Source organism: Mesorhizobium salmacidum (SeqCode) (genome assembly GCF_037179605.1).
Lineage (GTDB): Bacteria > Pseudomonadota > Alphaproteobacteria > Rhizobiales > Rhizobiaceae > Mesorhizobium > Mesorhizobium salmacidum.
The window spans coordinates 52,309-68,974 of record NZ_JAPYKS010000013.1 but is presented as its reverse complement, the minus strand read 5'-3'; the positions used below and the strand labels follow the sequence as shown (position 1 = coordinate 68,974).

Genomic DNA, 16,666 nt, shown 5'->3' with positions numbered 1-16,666 from the left:
GCATGAGCATTCTCGCAATCAGTCTCGGCAGCGCGGGCCTCTACCTCGCGTTGCTCTACGCCCTGCACCTGTTCTTCACCCGTCAGCAAGGCCCGCGCCTCGCGGCCGGTGCCGTCTTCCGCCGGCGCATGCGCAAGCACGTCCTGAAAGGGTGGATCTGGTCATGACGAAGTGCGCCGCACCGGCCTGCCGGAACGATGCTCCTGGCCGCCACGGGATCTTCTGTGTCGACCACTATTTCCTGTTGCCGAAGGCCTACACCGGCCTGCTCACGCGCATGAAGATCGAGTGCGGCCGCTGCGAGGATGCTGACACCAAGAAGCATCTGGAAGAGCAGCTCGCCGCCTACATCAACGTGGTCATAGGCAAGCTTCCCCCCGAGGCGCGCAACTCCCAAGCCGCCCTCGACAGCGCCCGCCGCTCCACCAACGACCCGGCGGCGGGCGCTCATGATCAGCGGAGGCTGCTCTGATGGCTGACGGCACCGACATCGAGTGGACCGACGCCACCTGGAACCCGATCACCGGCTGCCAGGTCAAATCCCCGGGCTGCAAGTTCTGCTACGCAATGAAGCTTGCGGGCACGCGCCTGAAGCACCATCCGAGCCGCGAAGGTCTCACCGTCGACAGCAAGAACGGTCCGGTCTGGACTGGAGAAGTCCGCTTCAACGACGCGTGGCTCACCCAGCCGTTGCATTGGACCAAGCCGCGCATGATCTTCGTCTGCGCGCATGCCGACCTGTTCTACGAGGCCGTTCCGGACGAGTGGATCGACCGGGTTCTAGCGGTGATGACGCAGGCGCCCCAGCATATCTTCCAGGTTCTCACCAAGCGACCGGATCGCATGTGGGATTACTTCCAGCGCCTGGATGCCGAACCGCATCATGAGACGGTCAGTCGTTTTGCCAAGGCGCTGCCTTCACCCTTGCCTTCGCCATTCGCAGAAATCAGGTTGCCGTCGCCGAATATCTGGCTCGGAACCTCGGTCGAAGACCAAGCCCACGCCGACGAGCGACGCGCTGCCGTGCGCAATCTGTCGGGAATGGGCTGGAAGACTTGGGTCAGCTACGAACCCGCGCTTGGCCCGGTCGACTGGACTGGCTGGGAGTTTCTCGACTGGATCGTATCCGGCGGCGAAAGCGACAGCGACGGCCACAGCGCCCGCCCGCATCATCCTGCCTGGCACCGCGCCACCCGCGATTTCTGTGCAGCACATGGCATCCCGTATCTCTTCAAGCAATGGGGTGCGCATCGGCCACTGACCCCGGCGGAACACAACCAGGCCTGTGGCGCAGTCCTGGTCGGAAACGACGTGTACGACGGGGACGCCTACGTCCTGCGTGTCGGCAAAAAGCACGCCGGCCGGTTGCTTGACGGTCGCACTCATGACGGCTTCCCGCAGGTGTCGGCATGAAAGACTGGCTGACCGCCCGCGAGATCGCCATCGAGGCGTTGCCGGACATGCCGGCAGACGAGAGTGGCGTGTGGCGTGTGGCGCAACGCGAAGGCTGGAACGGTTCTTCGCTCGCCCGCAAGCGGCCAGGTCGCGGCGGCGCCACCGAATATCACGTCTCGCTGTTGCCGACGCTCGCCCAGGTCGCCTACCAGCAACGGCACATTGTCATCGAGCTGCCGGTGAAACTGCCCAAGGCCTCGCCCGAGACGAGCCTATCGGCGCGGGCGCTGGAGGAGCGCGACGCGCGACTGGCGATCGTCGCCGCCTTCGAGAAATTCTCGCGCGGGATGCAGCTCGGCTATGCCACCCGCGTTCAGGTCTTCACCGACAAATACAACGCCGGGTCGCTCAACATCGAGCCCTGGGCACTTGAGATCATCCCGAGTCTTTCGAAGCGCTCCCTGGCACGCTGGCAGTCGCAAAAGCGCGACGGCAAGGTCAATGCCCTGGCGCACGATCCTGCCCAGGCGCGCAAGGGCACGGGCGTCCTCGAAACCGCCGAGGCGGGCGCCGTTCGCGCCTTCATGCTGGCGCTGATCGCCCAGCAGCCGCATCTGTCCGGCCATCATGTCCGCACGCTCTGCCGGTCCGAGTTCGGCGACACCTTGAAGGTGCTTTCAAAGGGCGTTGAAACGGTCATTGAGATGCCTCCGGTCCGCACCTTCCAGCACGCGCTGAAGGGGCTGAAGGAAAGCCACAAGGTCGAGCTGCTGAAGCTGACCAATCCCGATCGCTACCGCTCGCACATGGCGCCAGCCGGCGTCGGCATGCTCCGTCACATCACCGAGCCGAACCAGCTCTGGCAGATCGATGCCTCTCCGGTCGACGCGCTCTGCACGGACGGCCGGCATTCAGTCTACGCCTGCATCGACATCGCCACACGCCGCAGCGTCTGGCTGCTGTCGCGCACGCCGCGCGCTTCGGCTGTCGCTCTGCTCATCCGCAAGGCCATCCTGGAATGGGGCGTGCCCGATGTCATCAAGACCGACAACGGCTCCGACTTCGTCGCCAAGGACACCAGTCGCCTGTTCCTCTCGCTCGGCATCGAGGCCGAGACCTCGGATGCCTACTCGCCCGAGCAGAAGGGCCATGTCGAGCGCGTCATCAAGACGTTCCAGCACGACATGGCGACGCTGCTGCCAGGCTTTGTCGGCCACTCCGTTTCCGATCGGAAAGCCATCGAAAGCCGCAAGTCGTTTTCGCAGCGGCTGGGCGAGACCGAAGCCGAGGTGTTTGGCGTCACGCTGACCGGCCCGCAGCTGCAGAAGCATGTCGATGATTGGGCAAGCACGATCTACCAGCACCGCCCGCATGCCGGCCTGAAAGGCGCCACGCCATTCGCCGCCGCTCTTGCTTCGACGAAGCCGGTGCGCAAGGTCGAGCAACGCGCTCTCGACCTGTTGCTGATGCCTGTTGCCGGCGATAGCGGCCAGCGGATCGTCACCAAGCGCGGCGTCCGCATCGGCGGCGACTACTACCAGACCGCGACCATCATGCCGGGCACAGCGGTCTTCGTGCGCATGGACCCGAACGACGCCGGCCGCGCCTATGCGTTCGCCCAGGACGGCGCCGAGTTCCTTGGCGACGCCATCTGCCCGAACCTCGCCGGCATCCATCCCGAGACCTTCCACCGCGCCGCCAAGGAAATCCGCGCCGACCTGGTGAACGAACAGGCCCGCGACCTCAAGGCGGACATGAAGCGCCTGGCGAAGGGCAAGCCGCTGATCGAGCGCGCCCTGGAAGTTGCCCGTCGCGACGCGCCGAACGTCATCCCGCTGCCGAAGCGTGAAGAACCGCATACGACGGCGCAGATCGACGCCGCGATCGCCGCCCTGTCCGAACAACTCAACCCGACCCAGCCGCTGGACGCGGCGGCGGCGGCTGCGCATCGCCGGCTGATCGACGACATGCGCGCCGAGGAAGAGGCCGAGCTGGTGGCGAGCACGGACGCCATCCTCATGCAGCGCCGGGCCGAAATCGAGGCCGAGCGCACCGCACATCTGCCTGCAAACGTCGTCGCCCTGCCAGAGACCGCGATGGAGCGGTACCGCCGCGCACTGCTGTTCCGCGACCGGATGAACACGGGCGAGCTGTCAGCTCCGGATGCGATGTGGCTCGGCGGCTACGTCATGTCCGCCGAGTTCAAGGCCCAGTCGGTCATCCATGAGGATTTCGGGGACGCGTACCTGTCCTGAGTAAAGGCGATCGGCCCGCTGCTGGAACACCGGGCCGATCAGAAAGCAGCGCCGCGAAGCGGCACACAACACGAGGAAGATGATGACGGAGATACTGAAAGTCAATCGGCCGGCACCGCTCAAGAACGTGGCGGCGTTCGCGACCCTGCTGACCACCATGGTCGAGCGTGACCCCAAGCTGCCCGGCCTGGCCGCCTATTTTGGCCCCTCGGGATGGGGCAAGACGGAGTCCGCCATCTATGCGGCGAACAAATACCGCGCCGCCTATGTCGAGTGTGGCCAGTTCACCTCGGCGCGGTCGCTGCTCACGGACATTCTCAAGGAGCTGGGCGAGCCATCGCCGCGTGGCTCGATCGAGGCGCTGAAGAACCAGGCGATCATGGTGATGGTCGGCGATCCCCGCAAGCCGCTGATCATCGACGAGGCGCACTTCATCGCCCACAAGCGGTTCGTCGACCTGCTGAGGGAGCTTTCCGACAAGTCCGGCGCTCCCGTCGTCCTGATCGGCGAGGAGCGGTTGCCGCACCTCCTGGAAGGTTTCGAGCGCGTTCACAACCGCGTGCTGGAGTGGCTGCCGGCGGTACCCTGCGACGCCGAGGACTTCGCGCTGCTCGCGGTCAATCGCTGCGGCGGCGTCCGTCTCGCGCCAGATCTCGCGGCGGCCATCCTGGACAAGACCAGGGGCAACACGCGGCGCATCGTCATCAACCTCGCCAAGGTCGTTCAGGTGGCTCAGATCACCGGCGCCAGCGTGATCGACCTCGTCACCTTCGGCGGTGCGGCTGCCATCAATGCAGCGCCAAAGTTCACCATGAGGAAATTCCAGTGAGGCCGCTGCTGGACATGGTGAAGCTGAACCTTGCCGTACCGCGCGGCGAGGCCGGCTTCTGGACAGTGATCAAGGAGCTGGACCGGCTTGGCCGCCCCTGGACCGCCAATGACGTCAGCAGGCGGACCAATGTCTCCCGCCGGCTCGCCACGCGCTATCTGCGCAAGCTTCGGCTCGCCGGCTACGTTGAGATCGTCGACCAGAACAAGGTCGGCAACGGCGGCGGTCTGCCGTCCGAGAACGTCTTCACGCTGGTGAAAAAGCCGGCTCTCGCCCCGCGACTGGCGGCCGATGGCAAGGAGCTGCCGGAGAGCGCAAAGGAGCAGCTCTGGCGCGCGATGAAGATGATCAAAATCTTCGGCGCCGCCGACCTGGTCGGAGCATGCCCTGACGTGCCGCTGTCGACGGCGCGCAACTATGCCTGTGCGCTCGCTGCCGCCGGCATCCTGGCGCAGAACGGGCATGTGTTCCGCCTGGTGCGGAACCTCGGGAACCAGGCGCCGAAGGTGCTTGCCGCCAAGCTGGTGTTCGACCCCAACGCCAAGGTGGTGGTCGGACATTCGGTCGCGCGCGAGGTTTCGCCATGAACCGGGGGCCTGTGAAGAACACCCGGCCGGCCGGCCAGACCTTCGCCGACAAAGCCCGCGCGGCATGGGGCACGCCGGTGCCCGACTGGATCGAGGAGTTGGCGCGGCTTGCCGATGCCGAAGGCCTGGGCGGCGCGGAAAAGCGCATCGACTACAGCCGCTCGGCCATCTCGCAGATCCTCGCCTTCAAATACATGGGCGACCTCTTTCGCGTCGAGCAGATGGTGCGCGGCGCGCTGATGGCCCTGACCGTCGAATGTCCCGTTCTGGGCGAGATCGGCCGGGATCGATGCCTCACCGAACAGAAGGAGCCGTTCCGCGCCACGTCGCGACATCGCGCCCAGCTGTTCCACGCCTGCAAAACCTGCCCCCAAAGGAGAACCTAGCCATGGGCGAGAGAATGTCCCTCGAACTGTCGGACGGCCTGTCCGAAATCGGCCAGCTGATTTCCGACTATCAGCACGAGCCCCGCGTCCTCGATCCGAACGACGCTCGCATCCTGGGCGAGCGCATCCGTCAGCTTCGCCAGAATGCGCGCGATCTTGAGAACCGCCTGAGCGCCAAGCTCTGGAACGACCAGGCGCGGATCGAGCGCGACACCGAAGCCGAGCGCATCGCCGAAGTTGCGTTCCAGCCTGGCTCCAACGTGTGCCTCTTCCCGGTCATCCCGCGCCCGTTCTCTGACGGCCGGCCGGGAGGTCGGCCATGAGCAGCCTGCAGGAGGCCGAAGCCAGGGCCGCTGTGATCGCCAAAGAGCTGCTGCCGTTGATCACGGCGGCACTGGTCAGGAAGGCGGAGCCTCGCCCGCTGTCGCCTCGGGAAGCGGCAATCATGGTGGCCTGCGCTGACGTCGGCCGCGCTGTCGATCGGCTTGAGCAGACCAAGTTCACGGCCGCCGAGCGCCGGGCGCGGATCACCCTCGAAACCGCCGCCCGGAACCTTCGCAAGCTCATCGATCTGCGGGAGGCCAAGTATGCCCGCAAGTGAAGCGCTTTTAGCCGCGGTCTCCAGGCTCGACATGATCGAGCTTTGCGGCCGCATCATCGCCAACCCCGAGCGCAATGCGCCTAGGGCGACGGTGGCCGAGGTCTTCGCCTTGGCCAAGGCCACCGAGGGCCTCTGGGCGATTGTCCTTGAAGCCAATCTTCTGGTCACCGCGCTGGAACGGTCGATGCCGTGGGCCAGCCAGGACGCCGAACACCACGAACACGTGGTCCTACAGATGGCCGCCGTGCGCGACCTTCTGGCCTTCATGCACCCAATTCCGATCTCAACAGGAGAATGACCATGCAAGCAGCAATCGAAGCCGCAAACACTGGCGCGATCGTCGTCAGCGGCAAATCCTACATGCCCGATGCCAAGGGCAATCTGGTGCCGATCGAGGCGATCAAGGCAGCCGACAAGCTTGAGGACGAAACGGTCCGCAAGATCATCGGCCACGCCGTCGAGCTGTCGGCGCAGATCGGACGGTTCAAGGAACACACGTTCGACGATCTGTCCGCCTTCGAGGCGCTACTCGCCCAGGAGTACGGCGCCACGAAAGGCGGCGCCAAGGGCAACAAGACTTTCATGACGTTCGACGGCCTGCAGAAGGTGACTGTGCAAGTCGCCGACCTGATCGACTTCGGTTCGCAGCTGCAGATCGCCAAGGGCCTGATCGACGAGTGCCTGACCGAGTGGACCGCCGATAGCAACATGGAGATCCGCTCGATCATCACGCGCGCCTTCAACGTCGAGAAGCAGGGCCAGATCAACCGCGCCGAGATCTTCATGCTGCTGCGGCTCGACATCGAGGACGAGCGCTGGAAGCGGGCCATGGAGGCGATCCGCGCGGCCATGCGCGTCATTGGCTCCAAGACCTATGTCCGCTGCTACGAGCGCGACAGCCACGACACCGACTGGCGTCCCGTGACCATCGACCTGGCGAAGGCGTAAGGCCATGAGCAAGCAAGCCAACCGCTTTTCCCAGCATCGTCGGTCACCCATCCACACCCTCATCACGGAGAAAACTGACCTCGCCAGGATCTACGCCGAGGATGGCGCCTTCCACACTGCTGCGCGCGTGCTGGAGGACTTGGCCACGGTGGTCAGCCGCCATGCCCTGGAATGCGACCGGCAGGACGCAGACGACCCGATCAACCTCGCCGGCTCCGGTCCGGTGCCGATCGAAGCGCGGGAGGTCCCATGAGCAGCGCCAAGCCTACGCTCGGCTATCCAAGCCGAACGGCCGCCATTGCTGCCTTCCGTGCCGAGGGCATGGAGACCAACGCTATTGCCCAGCGCATCGGCATCGCTCCATCGACCGTGTCGGCGCTGGAATGTTCGGTTCGCCGCTTTGCACCGAAATCGCAACGCAGCGACGGCGTCGGCCGCACGGTCCACCTACCAATCGGCCTTCTACAGCGGTTGGCACCGCATGCGCGACGTCGCGGCCTGACCCGCGAAACGCTTGCCTGGATGATCGTGGATGCCGTCGCTGAAAGCGACCTGGTGGACGCGGTCCTGGACGATGCAGAGGAGCTGGCGTCATGATCCGGCAGCTCATCCTCGCGGCGGCGCTGCTTGCCGCAACCAGCCCGCTTACCGCGCACGACGCGCCGACCGGCTGGACGTACCCCTTCGCTTGCTGCGCGAACTTCGATTGCCAGGAGGTGCCCGACGCCTCGGTGGTCGAGGGTGCCCGTGGCTACGAGATCCGCTCGACCGGCGAGTTGATCCCGATGACGGATAAGCGCGTCAGGCAAAGCCCTGACGGCCGCTTCCATTGGTGCGCGCATCCGGCCGGCCTAGACGCCGGCAAGACGATCTGCCTGTTCGTGCCGCCGAGGAGCTTCTGATGAACTGCTCAGGGCAATACAGACTTCTTACTAACCATCATGTGGGTAGAGACGGGAAAGCGCTTGATTTTACTTTCAGCCTTCACGGTTTCGTGTCTATCGTCACGGTGCTCCGCGAAAAAGGCGGGGCCGGGTTTGGTAGCCCGACATGGAGCGTCCTGGTCGGGCGGCGCGGGAAGCCGAGAGGCTTGCCGTTTCCATGCGGTCTACCAACCTGCGTTCGTCCGGCCGCCAGGGCGGCTGGCGTGCGCGATGCCAGCAGCTGTGCCCTCACTCGCAACGATAAGGCCTGCCCCCGGGGGGAAAATAGATGTCAGGAAGTCTGCAGCCGATCGACCGGCTGGATTACGCCGTGCTTGCTTTCGAAGGGCTCAACGACCTCGTCGCGTCGGTCCCCAATTTCCAAGAAATTCAGAGCAAAAAGCTATCGCTGCTCTTCAGTCTCGTCGCCGACGAGATCCGGAGTTGTGCTGAGGAACTGCGACACAAGCAATGACGGCTGCAGCGGGGTCGCATCATGACCCCGCTCGCCGCCATCCACGTCGCCAACAAGCAGCTCGGCCTCGACGAGGACACTGCACGGGATCTTTATCAGCGGGTCACCGGCAAGCGCAGCCTGCGGGAGATGAACGACCGCGAGCTGACGTTCATCATCACGGAGCAGCGCCAGCGCGGTTTCAAGCCCGCTGAAAAGGGCCTTCAAGGGCCGTTCGCGAAGAAGCTCCAGGCGCTCTGGATCGCCGCCTGGAACCTCGGCATCGTGCGCGACCGCACCGATGCCGCCATGCTGTCGTTCGTCAGGCGGCAGACCGGCATCGAGCACACCCGCTTCCTGCTCGACGCCGACGATGCCGCCAAGGCGATCGACGCGCTCAAGGCATGGATGACGCGAGAGGCCGGGGTTGACTGGAGCCAGACTGTCGCAACGGCCAGTTGGCTGACGCCATCGGGTGCAAAAATTGCACTAGCGCAATGGCAGATGCTGTCCGTCACCAAGGCGGTAGAACCCAACGGCTTCCGCAAGTTCGTTTGGGACAAGGCAAAGCCGCTCGACCAGATGGCCGACCGCGACTGGCCGGCCGTGATGAACCAGCTCGGCGAGATGGTCAGAAAGGCGAAGGCATGAGCGCGCGCCTGATCTTCACCCGCGAGGCCGCGAGCTGGCCGCCGAAGTGGCGGGCAGCATTGCGGATCTACCACGATCGCCAGCTCGGCCTCCTATCGATCGAGCATGACGGCTCGATCGGCTGGGACGAACTGCAGGAGATCAAGAACCGCATGGCCGGTGAAGACGCGGCCGCGATCGAGGTCTACCCGCCTGCCGGTCGCGTGGTGAACAACATCGCCATGCGCCATCTCTGGCTGCTTGGCCGCGACGATTGGTGGCCCGATCTCGGTGGCGAAGAGGGCACGGCTAAGCCGAGCACGCTCCGCGACCGCTACCTGGCGGTGCTGCAATCGACAGGAGGCGGACGCTGATGGTCGCCTACAGTTTCAAGCCGATGTTCGGCCTACAGGTCTCGGGCCTGATCAAGCGCCAGACGGTGCGCGCCGATCGCAAGCGGCACGCCCGACCGGGTGAGCCGGTCCAGCTTTACCAGGGCATGCGGACGATCCATTGCCGCAAGCTTGTCGAAGCCGACCCGATCTGCACGCGCGTTCGCTCGATCGAGTTTGCGATCAGCGACCTCATGCCCGGTGCGATCGTCAGCATCGCCATTGAGGCCATCCCTCTCCATCGCGAAGAGATCGAGCTGTTCTGCCGAGCTGACGGCTTCGCGCCGTCGTGTGTCTTCGACTTCGGACTGCGCGGCGATACCGCCCGCGAAAACATGGGTCTCTTCTGGCTCCAGCATCACGGTATGGGGCGTTTCGAAGGCAAGCTGATCGAATGGGAGCCGGCATGAGCGACGAACCGGTCCGCGTCTCCGACCATGCGATGATCCGCTACATGGAGCGGGTACTCGGCATGGATGTCGAGCAGCTGCGCGCCCACATCGCCGAAGGCACTCGACGCCATCAGCACGCGCCTTGCGTGCGCACGCTGGGCGCCCGGTTTCTCCTTGTAGACGGTGTCGTCGTTACCACGATCGAGGGCCGCAGCGTGCCCGGCTATGACGTCCTAGTGCGCCTCATCCGCGACAGCGAAGCGAAGGTCGCATGAGCGACGAGCTGCGATCCGCCGAGCTGCTGGACCTTCTGGGACTGGCAGACTTCGTGCGCCTCGCGGAAACCTATGGCGGACGCCGGCTCTATGTCCCGGCGTCCGGCGATGACACCGCGCTCGCGAAAGACCTTGGTCCAACGGCGGCCAAGAAGCTTGCCCGCCGCTATTCCGGCACTCAGATCCGCGTGCCTCTTGCCCGCGAGCTGCGCGCGCGGCAGTATCGCGAAGCCGGCGCATCGAACGGCGACATAGCCGGCCGCCTCGGGATCACCGAGACCGGCGTGGACAAGCTCTTCCGGCGCATGCCGGACAAGCCCGTCAAGGGCAGCCGGGATCCGCGCCAGATCGACCTCTTCTCCAACAACTGACAGACCGCCCGCTTCGGCGGGCATGATTGCCGCCGGCCGCCAAAGGCATGGTGCTGCGAAATGGCCGGGACATCTCCCGGCCGATTTCACAGGCGGAAGCTCACCATGGGCGCAGTCAGGAACACCGGGGCGGCCGCGACGGTAGCGGCCGGGATTGCCGCAGCCGCCGCCATGGCAGCACCGCAGGAGGGCTATCGCGGCTACGTCTATCGCGATCCGATCGGCGTCCTGACCTACTGCTACGGCGAGACCGAGAACGCCAAGGACATGGCCGGCCGCAAATTCTCCGAGGCGGAGTGCCGGGCACTGCTCACCAAGCGGATGGCCCACTACGAGCAGGGCAACGCCAAGTGCGTGTCGAACTACGAGCAGCTCGACGTCTACGTCCAGCAGGCCTTCAACGACTTCTCCTACAATCTCGGCAACGGCACATTTTGCAATGGTTCGGTCAGCCGCCTTTTGCGCTCCGGCGACGTCAAAGGAGCGTGCCTGAAGATCACCGACTTCAACAAGGCAAGGGTGCACGGCGTCCTCAAGCCGCTTCCTGGCCTGACCAAGCGTCGCGCGCTGGAGCAGATGTACTGCCTGAAGGGCTCCCACTGATGCAGGCGCGCCTGGTCATCCTTGGGCTCGTCGTCCTGGCCTTCATGGGCCTGGGCCTGGTCGCCTACCACTACAAGGTGGCGGCTCGTGATGCGGAAGCCGATACCGCCCAGGCCAAGGCCGAGACTCGTCAGGCGAAGGCCGATCTGAAAGTGGCTGAAGACGTGAACGCCGCCAACCAGGCCACGATCGGCAGGCTGCAGGCGCAGGCCGCCTCCGACGCCAAGCTGACTGCCCAGCTCGCCGAGCAGATCGCCGCCTCGAACCAGGCCTTCATCGACACCAACGCGGCCGTGACCGCCCTGAAAGACGCCAATGCGGACGTTAGCCATTTCCTCGCTCAGCCTGTGCCTGCTGATCTGCGCAAACTGTACGACCCAGCCGCCGGAGCCGCAGGTGGTCGTTAGGACCGAGATCATCAAGGAGCGTGTCCCGCCCGCTTTCCTGATCCCGCCGCCGCCCAACTGGTCGAAGCCGGGCGGGCCAGCGACGGCCGGCGATTTCGTCGAACGCGGCGACGTGAATGGCAGCGCGCGAAATGTCTGCGCGGTGCGCCTCGCCAAGGTCGCGGAGTGGGACAAGCCATGAAGGGCGGCAACGCAGCCGTCGAGCTGGCCGAAGCGCGCGTCGAGGCCGAGCGCTTGGCCGGCGTCCAGCGCATCCAGGCGGCGATACGCGCGGCCGTCGATGTCACGGCCTCGCCATTCTGCGACTGTGGCGAACGCATCCCCGATGCCCGCCGCCAGGCGGTGCCCAATTGCACGCGGTGCTTCGACTGCGAAACCTTCATCGAACGACAGAGCCGGAGACGTGCCTGATGGAAGACTTGTCCACCTGGGCCTCGCTGGCCTCGCCCCTGCTGTCGCTCGCGACGATCGTCTACGTCTTCCTGACCGCAGGGTCGAAGAAGGCACAGGCCGATATCGACGCCTTCAAGGCATCCAATGCCGAGGAGCTGCAGGTGATCCGCAGCTCGATCGACGGCAAGAGCGCTGAAATCGAGAGGAAGCTTGAAGATCACGCGGTGCGCGTCCAATCGATCGAGAGCGACATGAAGCACTTGCCCGACGTGAAGTCGTTCACCGACCTGCGGCTGGCAGTGGCCGAGATCAAGGGCGAAGCGGGCAAACAGGCCGAGGTCGTCAACGGCATCGCCCGCACGGTCCATCGGATGGAAAATTTCTTGCTAACCGGATCGAAGGCCGCATGAGCGACTTTGACACATATCTGACCGAGGACGCCCGGCTGGTCATCCTACGGGAACTGCACCAGCAGACGGACGGGCGCCTGAACGAAGCGTTGCTGACCAGGACGCTTGACGCGTTCGGTCACAACCGGTCGCGCGAATGGGTGCGAACCCAACTTCGCAAGCTGGCCGAGCTCGGCGCCGTCAAGGTGACGGAGGTCAGCACCATCATGGTCGCGGCCATCACCCGCAGCGGCATCGACCATGTGGAACGCCGGTCGATCATCGAAGGCGTGGCGCGACCCTCGCCGGAGGCCTGAGATGGCACGCAAAGGCCGTGGGCAACTGTCACTCATCGAACGCCTGCCCGAAGAGTGCGGCCCGATCATCACCTGGGCCGCGACCGCCCTGCAGGATCGCGATCGAACCCAGACCGAGATCTACGAAGAATTCTTCCTGAAGATGCAGGCCCTGCAGGCCGAGCATAAGGGCGAGCTGGAATTCGTCATTCCGTCGTTCTCGGCGTTCAACCGTTTCTCCATCAAGCTGGCGATGATGACGCGCCGGCTGGAAGACACCCGCGAGATCGCCGCCACCATCTCCAAGCGCTTCGACGCGCAAAGCTCCGATGACCTGACTTTGATCGCGGCCGAGGCGATCAAGACGCTGGTATTCGAGCTGCTGACCGATGCCGGCGAGAGCGGCCTCGCGCCGATCGGCGCCATGCAGCTCGCCACGGCGCTGAAGATGGCGACGCAAGCACAGAGCGTTTCCAGCGATCGCCGAACCAAGGTGGCGAAGGAATTCAAGGCCGATGTCGAGAAGGCCGTCGACACCGTCGCCAAGGCCAAGGGCATGTCGGCCGACACGGCAGAAGCGATCAAGGCGCAGATCCTCGGCGTGAGGGCGAACTGATGCCAGTGCGGCAGCGTTGCCTTGTTCCCCACTGCCAGCGCACCCGCGTTGATGCCGAGGATGGCGCCTATGTTGAAGGCTTGTGGGTGCACTACTCAGAATGGGTCTGTCAGCTTCACTGGTCGGCCGTGCCCCAGCGCCTTCGTGCTCTCCACGCCGAGGCTCGTCGACGCGTGCGCCGGTCTGGATCACGGCTCTCCTTTAAGGCTGGCTTGCGGATCTGGTCTCGCTGCAAGAAAGCCGCGATCGAAATGGCGGCTGGCATATGAGCGGCCCGATCCCACAAGAGGACTGGGTAAGGGTTCGCAGCGAGAGCATGGCGAACCTCGACGATGTCATCGACAGCGTCGGATTGCCGAACGTCCTCCTGGGCTACCAGAGCCGCACCGTATCGCTTCTCGAAACCACGGCCGTCCGCGTGCTGTTCATCGAGAAGAGCCGGCGCATCGGCGAGACCTGGGCGCTGGCCTCCTATGCCGTGTTGCGCGCTGGCCGGGCCAAGGATGCCGGCGGCATGGACGCCATGTACATTTCCTATTCGCAGGAGATGACGCGCGAGTTCATCGACGCCTGTGCCATGTGGGCTCGGGCGTTCGCGCACGCTGCAGTCGCCCAGGAAGAATTCCTGTTCGACGACACCGACCCGGCGCACCCCGATGAGACGCGGCAGATCAAAGCCTTCCGCATCCAGTTCGCGTCCGGCTTCGAAATCCTGGCACTGTCGTCGGCGCCGCGCACCCTTCGAGGCAAGCAGGGCCTGGTCATCATCGACGAGGCGGCGTTCGTCGACAGCCTGAAGGAGCTGCTCAAGGCCGCGCTGGCCAACCTGATGTGGGGCGGCCAGGTCGTGGTCTGCTCGACCCACAACGGCGCCGACAATGAATTCAACGTCCAGGTCCAGGACATTCTTGGCGGCCGGTCGAAGTACAGCCATCTCAAGATCGACTTCGACCAGGCGTTGCTGGAAGGCCTCTATGAGCGCATCTGCCTGGTCACCGGCCGCGAGTGGTCGCCCGAGGCCGAAGCGGCCTGGCGCCAGGACATCATCGACTTCTATGGCGACGGCGCCGACGAGGAGCTGTTCTGCGTTCCCTCCATGGGCTCCGGCGCCTGGCTTACGACGCCGCTGATCGAAGCGCGCATGACGCTGACGCCGGAAGAGGCACCGGTTATCCGCATCGCCTTGCCGCTGGACTATCTGCAGCGGCCAAAGCTGGAGCGGGATCATCTCGCCCAGATCCACCTCGACACGATCAAGGAAGCGCTGGAGGGCCTCGACGAAAACCGCCAGCACGCCTTCGGCTACGATCCGGCGCGCAAGGCCGATCCGGCCGTGATGACGCTGCTCTCGATCGACAAGGTGCTGACCAGGCGCGCCGCACTGACGGTCGAAATGCGGAACGTGCCGTTTGCCGAGCAGAAGGCGATCGGCGAGCTGATCATGCGCAATGCGCCCCGCCTGGTCGGCGCGGCGATCGACGCCACCGGTACCGGCGCCAACCTGGCCGAGGATCTCGGGCGCGTGTTCGGGCTGCACACCGAGGAGACGCCGGGCGGCCTGGTCTGGGAGATCAAGCTCTCGCAGACCTGGTACAACGAGAATTTCCCGCCCCTTAAAACCGCCTTTGAAGATGGCGCCATCCAGATCACCAGGGACGCCGAGCACGCCATCGATCTGCGCCTGGTCAAGGTAATCCGCGGCATCCCCTCGATCCCGCCCGAGCGGGTCGGCGTCGCGGGCGCCAAGCGCCACGGCGACTTCGCGGTCGCGCTGGTGCTCGCCTATTTCGCCAGCCGCATGCAGTGGCACGAATACGCCTATGTCACGGCGCCGACACCCAAGAGCCGCTTCGAGGAGCGCGCCCAGGAAAGCGACGGCTGGCGCGATCGGGCCAATGAAAAATCCGGCGCCTTCCATTTGGGATCGCTTCGCCGCAATCCGGGGATCTACTGATGGCCGCCTTCACCTGGTACGACGCCTTTGGCCGCAAGGTCGATACGGCTGCCCTGAAGCAAGAGCAGGCGGCGCCCACGATCGGGAGCGTGCGCCGCCACGACGCGCTTCACCCGGCCGCCGGCCTGACGCCGGGTCGGCTTGCCCAGATCCTGCGCTCGTCGATCGACAGCGATCCCGAGAATTATCTTGCACTGGCTGAGGACATGGAAGAGCGGGATCCGCACTACGGATCCGTGCTCTTCACCCGCAAGGCCCAGGTGGCCGGGCTGGACATCACGGTCGAGGCGGCCGGAGAGGACGCCAAGAGCGTCGAGATCGCCGACATGGTCCGCGAATTCATCGAGCGCGACGAATTCGAGGTCGAGCTGCGCGACATCCTGGACGCGACCGGCAAAGGCTTCTCCTGCACCGAGATCCTGTGGGACACCTCGGAAAACCAGTGGCGGCCGAAGCGGCTTGCCTGGCGCGATCCGCGCTGGTTCATGTTCGACCAGGTCGACGGTGAGACGCCGCTGCTGCGCAATGGCGGCAGCAACGACCCGCTGAAGCCGTTCGGCTGGATCTTCCATTCCTTCAAGGCCAAGTCCGGCCTGCCCATTCGTGGCGGCCTGGCGCGCGGCGTCGCCTGGACGTTCCTGTTCAAGAGCTTCACGATCAAGGACTGGGCGATCTTCTGCGAAGCCTATGGCCAGCCGTTGCGGCTAGGCAAGTATGATGCCGGCGCCAGCGAGGCGGATAAGGAAAAGCTGCTTGAAGCGGTGACCAACATCGGCACCGACTATTCGGCCATCGTGCCGGTGTCGATGGCGATTGAGTTCGTCAAGGCCGATCTCGCCGGCAGCCACGACCTATATGAGAAGCGCGCCGACTGGCTTGACCGCCAGACGTCAAAGCTCGTTCTCGGCCAGACCTCCACCACCGATGCCCAGAAGGGCAGCTATGCGGTCGGCAAGGTCCATGACGGCGTGCGCGACGACATCGAGAAGGCAGACGCCAAGTCGCTGCGCGCCACGCTCAACCGCGACCTGGTGCGCCCGCTTGTCGACCTGAACCACGGTCCGCAGAAGAAATACCCGAAGATCTGCATTGGCCGACCCGACGAGGTAGACGTCGAGGCGCTGGTCAAGAACGTCTCCACCTTGGTGCCGCTCGGCCTGCCGGTCAGCAAGAAGGTCATGCTCGACAAGATCGGCCTGCCTGAACCCAAGACTGGCGAGGAGCTGCTGGTCGCGCCCAAGGCACCGGCGCCGGTGGACCCGGCGGCCGACCCGGCCCAACCACTGCCAAAGCCTGGTCAGGCCGTCAACTCGGTTGTCGGTGACAAACGGGACGCCATCGAGCGCGCGGCCGACGCCATGCTTGCCGACTGGATGCCACTGGTCTCGCCAATCGTTGCCGGCCTCGAAACAGAGATCGCGGCGGCATCCTCTGTCGAGGATGTGAAGGCCCTGCTGGCGAAGCGCTTCGCCGGCCTTGACGTATTTGCCATGACCGAGCTGCTCGCGAAATCTGCCTTTGCCGCGCGGCTGGCGGGTGTGGCCGACGATCAGCTCTGACGGAGATCCGG

29 protein-coding genes are annotated in these 16,666 nt (G+C 65.0%); all 29 read left to right on the top strand.

Annotated elements, in window-relative coordinates; translation table 11 throughout:
* Positions 1 to 2: 2 nt before the first annotated feature.
* Positions 3 to 167, top strand: coding sequence for a hypothetical protein (locus O7A60_RS18520; RefSeq protein WP_337107472.1), 165 nt, complete (start codon positions 3 to 5; stop codon positions 165 to 167).
* A complete protein-coding gene (locus O7A60_RS18515; protein ID WP_337107471.1) occupies positions 164 to 472 on the top strand; it encodes a hypothetical protein in 309 nt (102 codons plus the stop codon). Before O7A60_RS18520 ends, O7A60_RS18515 begins: the two co-directional genes overlap by 4 nt.
* Positions 472 to 1,413 (top strand): phage Gp37/Gp68 family protein, encoded by a 942-nt coding sequence (locus O7A60_RS18510; protein WP_337107470.1) that lies wholly within the window; start codon positions 472 to 474, stop codon positions 1,411 to 1,413. The genes O7A60_RS18515 and O7A60_RS18510 overlap by 1 nt, the downstream gene beginning before the upstream one ends.
* The gene (locus O7A60_RS18505) at positions 1,410 to 3,650 is read left to right on the top strand and encodes a DDE-type integrase/transposase/recombinase (protein WP_337107469.1); all 2,241 of its coding nucleotides are present in this window, start codon (positions 1,410 to 1,412) and stop codon (positions 3,648 to 3,650) included. Before O7A60_RS18510 ends, O7A60_RS18505 begins: the two co-directional genes overlap by 4 nt.
* Before the next feature lie 82 nt (positions 3,651 to 3,732).
* On the top strand, positions 3,733 to 4,479 hold the full coding sequence (locus O7A60_RS18500; protein WP_337107468.1) for an ATP-binding protein: 747 nt from the start codon (positions 3,733 to 3,735) through the stop codon (positions 4,477 to 4,479).
* Complete coding sequence (locus O7A60_RS18495) at positions 4,476 to 5,066, top strand: hypothetical protein (protein WP_337107467.1); 591 nt, start codon at positions 4,476 to 4,478, stop codon at positions 5,064 to 5,066. Before O7A60_RS18500 ends, O7A60_RS18495 begins: the two co-directional genes overlap by 4 nt.
* Positions 5,063 to 5,452, top strand: coding sequence for a transcriptional regulator (locus O7A60_RS18490; protein ID WP_337107466.1), 390 nt, complete (start codon positions 5,063 to 5,065; stop codon positions 5,450 to 5,452). The genes O7A60_RS18495 and O7A60_RS18490 overlap by 4 nt, the downstream gene beginning before the upstream one ends.
* A gap of 2 nt (positions 5,453 to 5,454) precedes the next feature.
* Positions 5,455 to 5,775 carry a hypothetical protein gene (locus O7A60_RS18485; RefSeq protein ID WP_337107465.1) on the top strand — a complete coding sequence of 107 codons (321 nt, stop codon included), beginning with the start codon at positions 5,455 to 5,457 and terminating at the stop codon, positions 5,773 to 5,775.
* Positions 5,772 to 6,053 (top strand): hypothetical protein, encoded by a 282-nt coding sequence (locus tag O7A60_RS18480; RefSeq protein WP_337107464.1) that lies wholly within the window; start codon positions 5,772 to 5,774, stop codon positions 6,051 to 6,053. The genes O7A60_RS18485 and O7A60_RS18480 overlap by 4 nt, the downstream gene beginning before the upstream one ends.
* Positions 6,040 to 6,351, top strand: coding sequence for a hypothetical protein (locus O7A60_RS18475; protein WP_337107463.1), 312 nt, complete (start codon positions 6,040 to 6,042; stop codon positions 6,349 to 6,351). Before O7A60_RS18480 ends, O7A60_RS18475 begins: the two co-directional genes overlap by 14 nt.
* A 2-nt stretch (positions 6,352 to 6,353) precedes the next feature.
* Entirely contained in the window at positions 6,354 to 7,001 is a 648-nt protein-coding gene (locus tag O7A60_RS18470) for a DUF3164 family protein (RefSeq protein WP_337107462.1), read from the top strand.
* 4 nt (positions 7,002 to 7,005) lie between these two features.
* A complete protein-coding gene (locus O7A60_RS18465; protein ID WP_337107461.1) occupies positions 7,006 to 7,254 on the top strand; it encodes a hypothetical protein in 249 nt (82 codons plus the stop codon).
* The gene (locus tag O7A60_RS18460; protein ID WP_337107460.1) at positions 7,251 to 7,598 is read left to right on the top strand and encodes a hypothetical protein; all 348 of its coding nucleotides are present in this window, start codon (positions 7,251 to 7,253) and stop codon (positions 7,596 to 7,598) included. Before O7A60_RS18465 ends, O7A60_RS18460 begins: the two co-directional genes overlap by 4 nt.
* Positions 7,598 to 7,903, top strand: coding sequence for a hypothetical protein (locus tag O7A60_RS18455; RefSeq protein ID WP_415926837.1), 306 nt, complete (start codon positions 7,598 to 7,600; stop codon positions 7,901 to 7,903). Before O7A60_RS18460 ends, O7A60_RS18455 begins: the two co-directional genes overlap by 1 nt.
* A 310-nt stretch (positions 7,904 to 8,213) precedes the next feature.
* On the top strand, positions 8,214 to 8,399 hold the full coding sequence (locus O7A60_RS18450) for a hypothetical protein (protein WP_337107458.1): 186 nt from the start codon (positions 8,214 to 8,216) through the stop codon (positions 8,397 to 8,399).
* A 21-nt stretch (positions 8,400 to 8,420) separates the two neighbouring features.
* A complete protein-coding gene (locus tag O7A60_RS18445) occupies positions 8,421 to 9,029 on the top strand; it encodes a regulatory protein GemA (protein WP_337107457.1) in 609 nt (202 codons plus the stop codon).
* Entirely contained in the window at positions 9,026 to 9,382 is a 357-nt protein-coding gene (locus O7A60_RS18440; RefSeq protein WP_337107456.1) for a DUF7694 domain-containing protein, read from the top strand. The genes O7A60_RS18445 and O7A60_RS18440 overlap by 4 nt, the downstream gene beginning before the upstream one ends.
* Positions 9,382 to 9,810, top strand: a complete 429-nt coding sequence (locus O7A60_RS18435; protein WP_337107455.1) for an ASCH domain-containing protein — start codon at positions 9,382 to 9,384, stop codon at positions 9,808 to 9,810. Before O7A60_RS18440 ends, O7A60_RS18435 begins: the two co-directional genes overlap by 1 nt.
* Positions 9,807 to 10,067 carry a hypothetical protein gene (locus O7A60_RS18430; protein WP_337107454.1) on the top strand — a complete coding sequence of 87 codons (261 nt, stop codon included), beginning with the start codon at positions 9,807 to 9,809 and terminating at the stop codon, positions 10,065 to 10,067. The genes O7A60_RS18435 and O7A60_RS18430 overlap by 4 nt, the downstream gene beginning before the upstream one ends.
* Positions 10,064 to 10,438 (top strand): hypothetical protein, encoded by a 375-nt coding sequence (locus tag O7A60_RS18425; protein ID WP_337107453.1) that lies wholly within the window; start codon positions 10,064 to 10,066, stop codon positions 10,436 to 10,438. Before O7A60_RS18430 ends, O7A60_RS18425 begins: the two co-directional genes overlap by 4 nt.
* Before the next feature lie 105 nt (positions 10,439 to 10,543).
* The gene (locus O7A60_RS18420; RefSeq protein WP_337107452.1) at positions 10,544 to 11,041 is read left to right on the top strand and encodes a glycoside hydrolase family protein; all 498 of its coding nucleotides are present in this window, start codon (positions 10,544 to 10,546) and stop codon (positions 11,039 to 11,041) included.
* Positions 11,041 to 11,448, top strand: coding sequence for a hypothetical protein (locus O7A60_RS18415; RefSeq protein ID WP_337107451.1), 408 nt, complete (start codon positions 11,041 to 11,043; stop codon positions 11,446 to 11,448). Before O7A60_RS18420 ends, O7A60_RS18415 begins: the two co-directional genes overlap by 1 nt.
* Positions 11,438 to 11,629 (top strand): hypothetical protein, encoded by a 192-nt coding sequence (locus O7A60_RS18410; RefSeq protein WP_027143161.1) that lies wholly within the window; start codon positions 11,438 to 11,440, stop codon positions 11,627 to 11,629. Before O7A60_RS18415 ends, O7A60_RS18410 begins: the two co-directional genes overlap by 11 nt.
* Positions 11,626 to 11,859 carry a TraR/DksA C4-type zinc finger protein gene (locus O7A60_RS18405; RefSeq protein ID WP_337107450.1) on the top strand — a complete coding sequence of 78 codons (234 nt, stop codon included), beginning with the start codon at positions 11,626 to 11,628 and terminating at the stop codon, positions 11,857 to 11,859. Before O7A60_RS18410 ends, O7A60_RS18405 begins: the two co-directional genes overlap by 4 nt.
* Positions 11,859 to 12,251, top strand: coding sequence for a hypothetical protein (locus O7A60_RS18400; RefSeq protein WP_337107449.1), 393 nt, complete (start codon positions 11,859 to 11,861; stop codon positions 12,249 to 12,251). The genes O7A60_RS18405 and O7A60_RS18400 overlap by 1 nt, the downstream gene beginning before the upstream one ends.
* Positions 12,248 to 12,547 (top strand): VpaChn25_0724 family phage protein, encoded by a 300-nt coding sequence (locus tag O7A60_RS18395; protein WP_337107448.1) that lies wholly within the window; start codon positions 12,248 to 12,250, stop codon positions 12,545 to 12,547. Before O7A60_RS18400 ends, O7A60_RS18395 begins: the two co-directional genes overlap by 4 nt.
* Before the next feature lies 1 nt (position 12,548).
* Positions 12,549 to 13,142 (top strand): DUF3486 family protein, encoded by a 594-nt coding sequence (locus O7A60_RS18390; RefSeq protein WP_337107447.1) that lies wholly within the window; start codon positions 12,549 to 12,551, stop codon positions 13,140 to 13,142.
* A 265-nt stretch (positions 13,143 to 13,407) separates the two neighbouring features.
* Positions 13,408 to 15,096: a terminase large subunit domain-containing protein gene (locus O7A60_RS18385; RefSeq protein ID WP_337107446.1), complete on the top strand. Its 1,689-nt coding sequence runs from the start codon at positions 13,408 to 13,410 to the stop codon at positions 15,094 to 15,096.
* The gene (locus O7A60_RS18380; protein ID WP_337107445.1) at positions 15,096 to 16,655 is read left to right on the top strand and encodes a DUF935 domain-containing protein; all 1,560 of its coding nucleotides are present in this window, start codon (positions 15,096 to 15,098) and stop codon (positions 16,653 to 16,655) included. Before O7A60_RS18385 ends, O7A60_RS18380 begins: the two co-directional genes overlap by 1 nt.
* Positions 16,656 to 16,666: the final 11 nt, after the last annotated feature.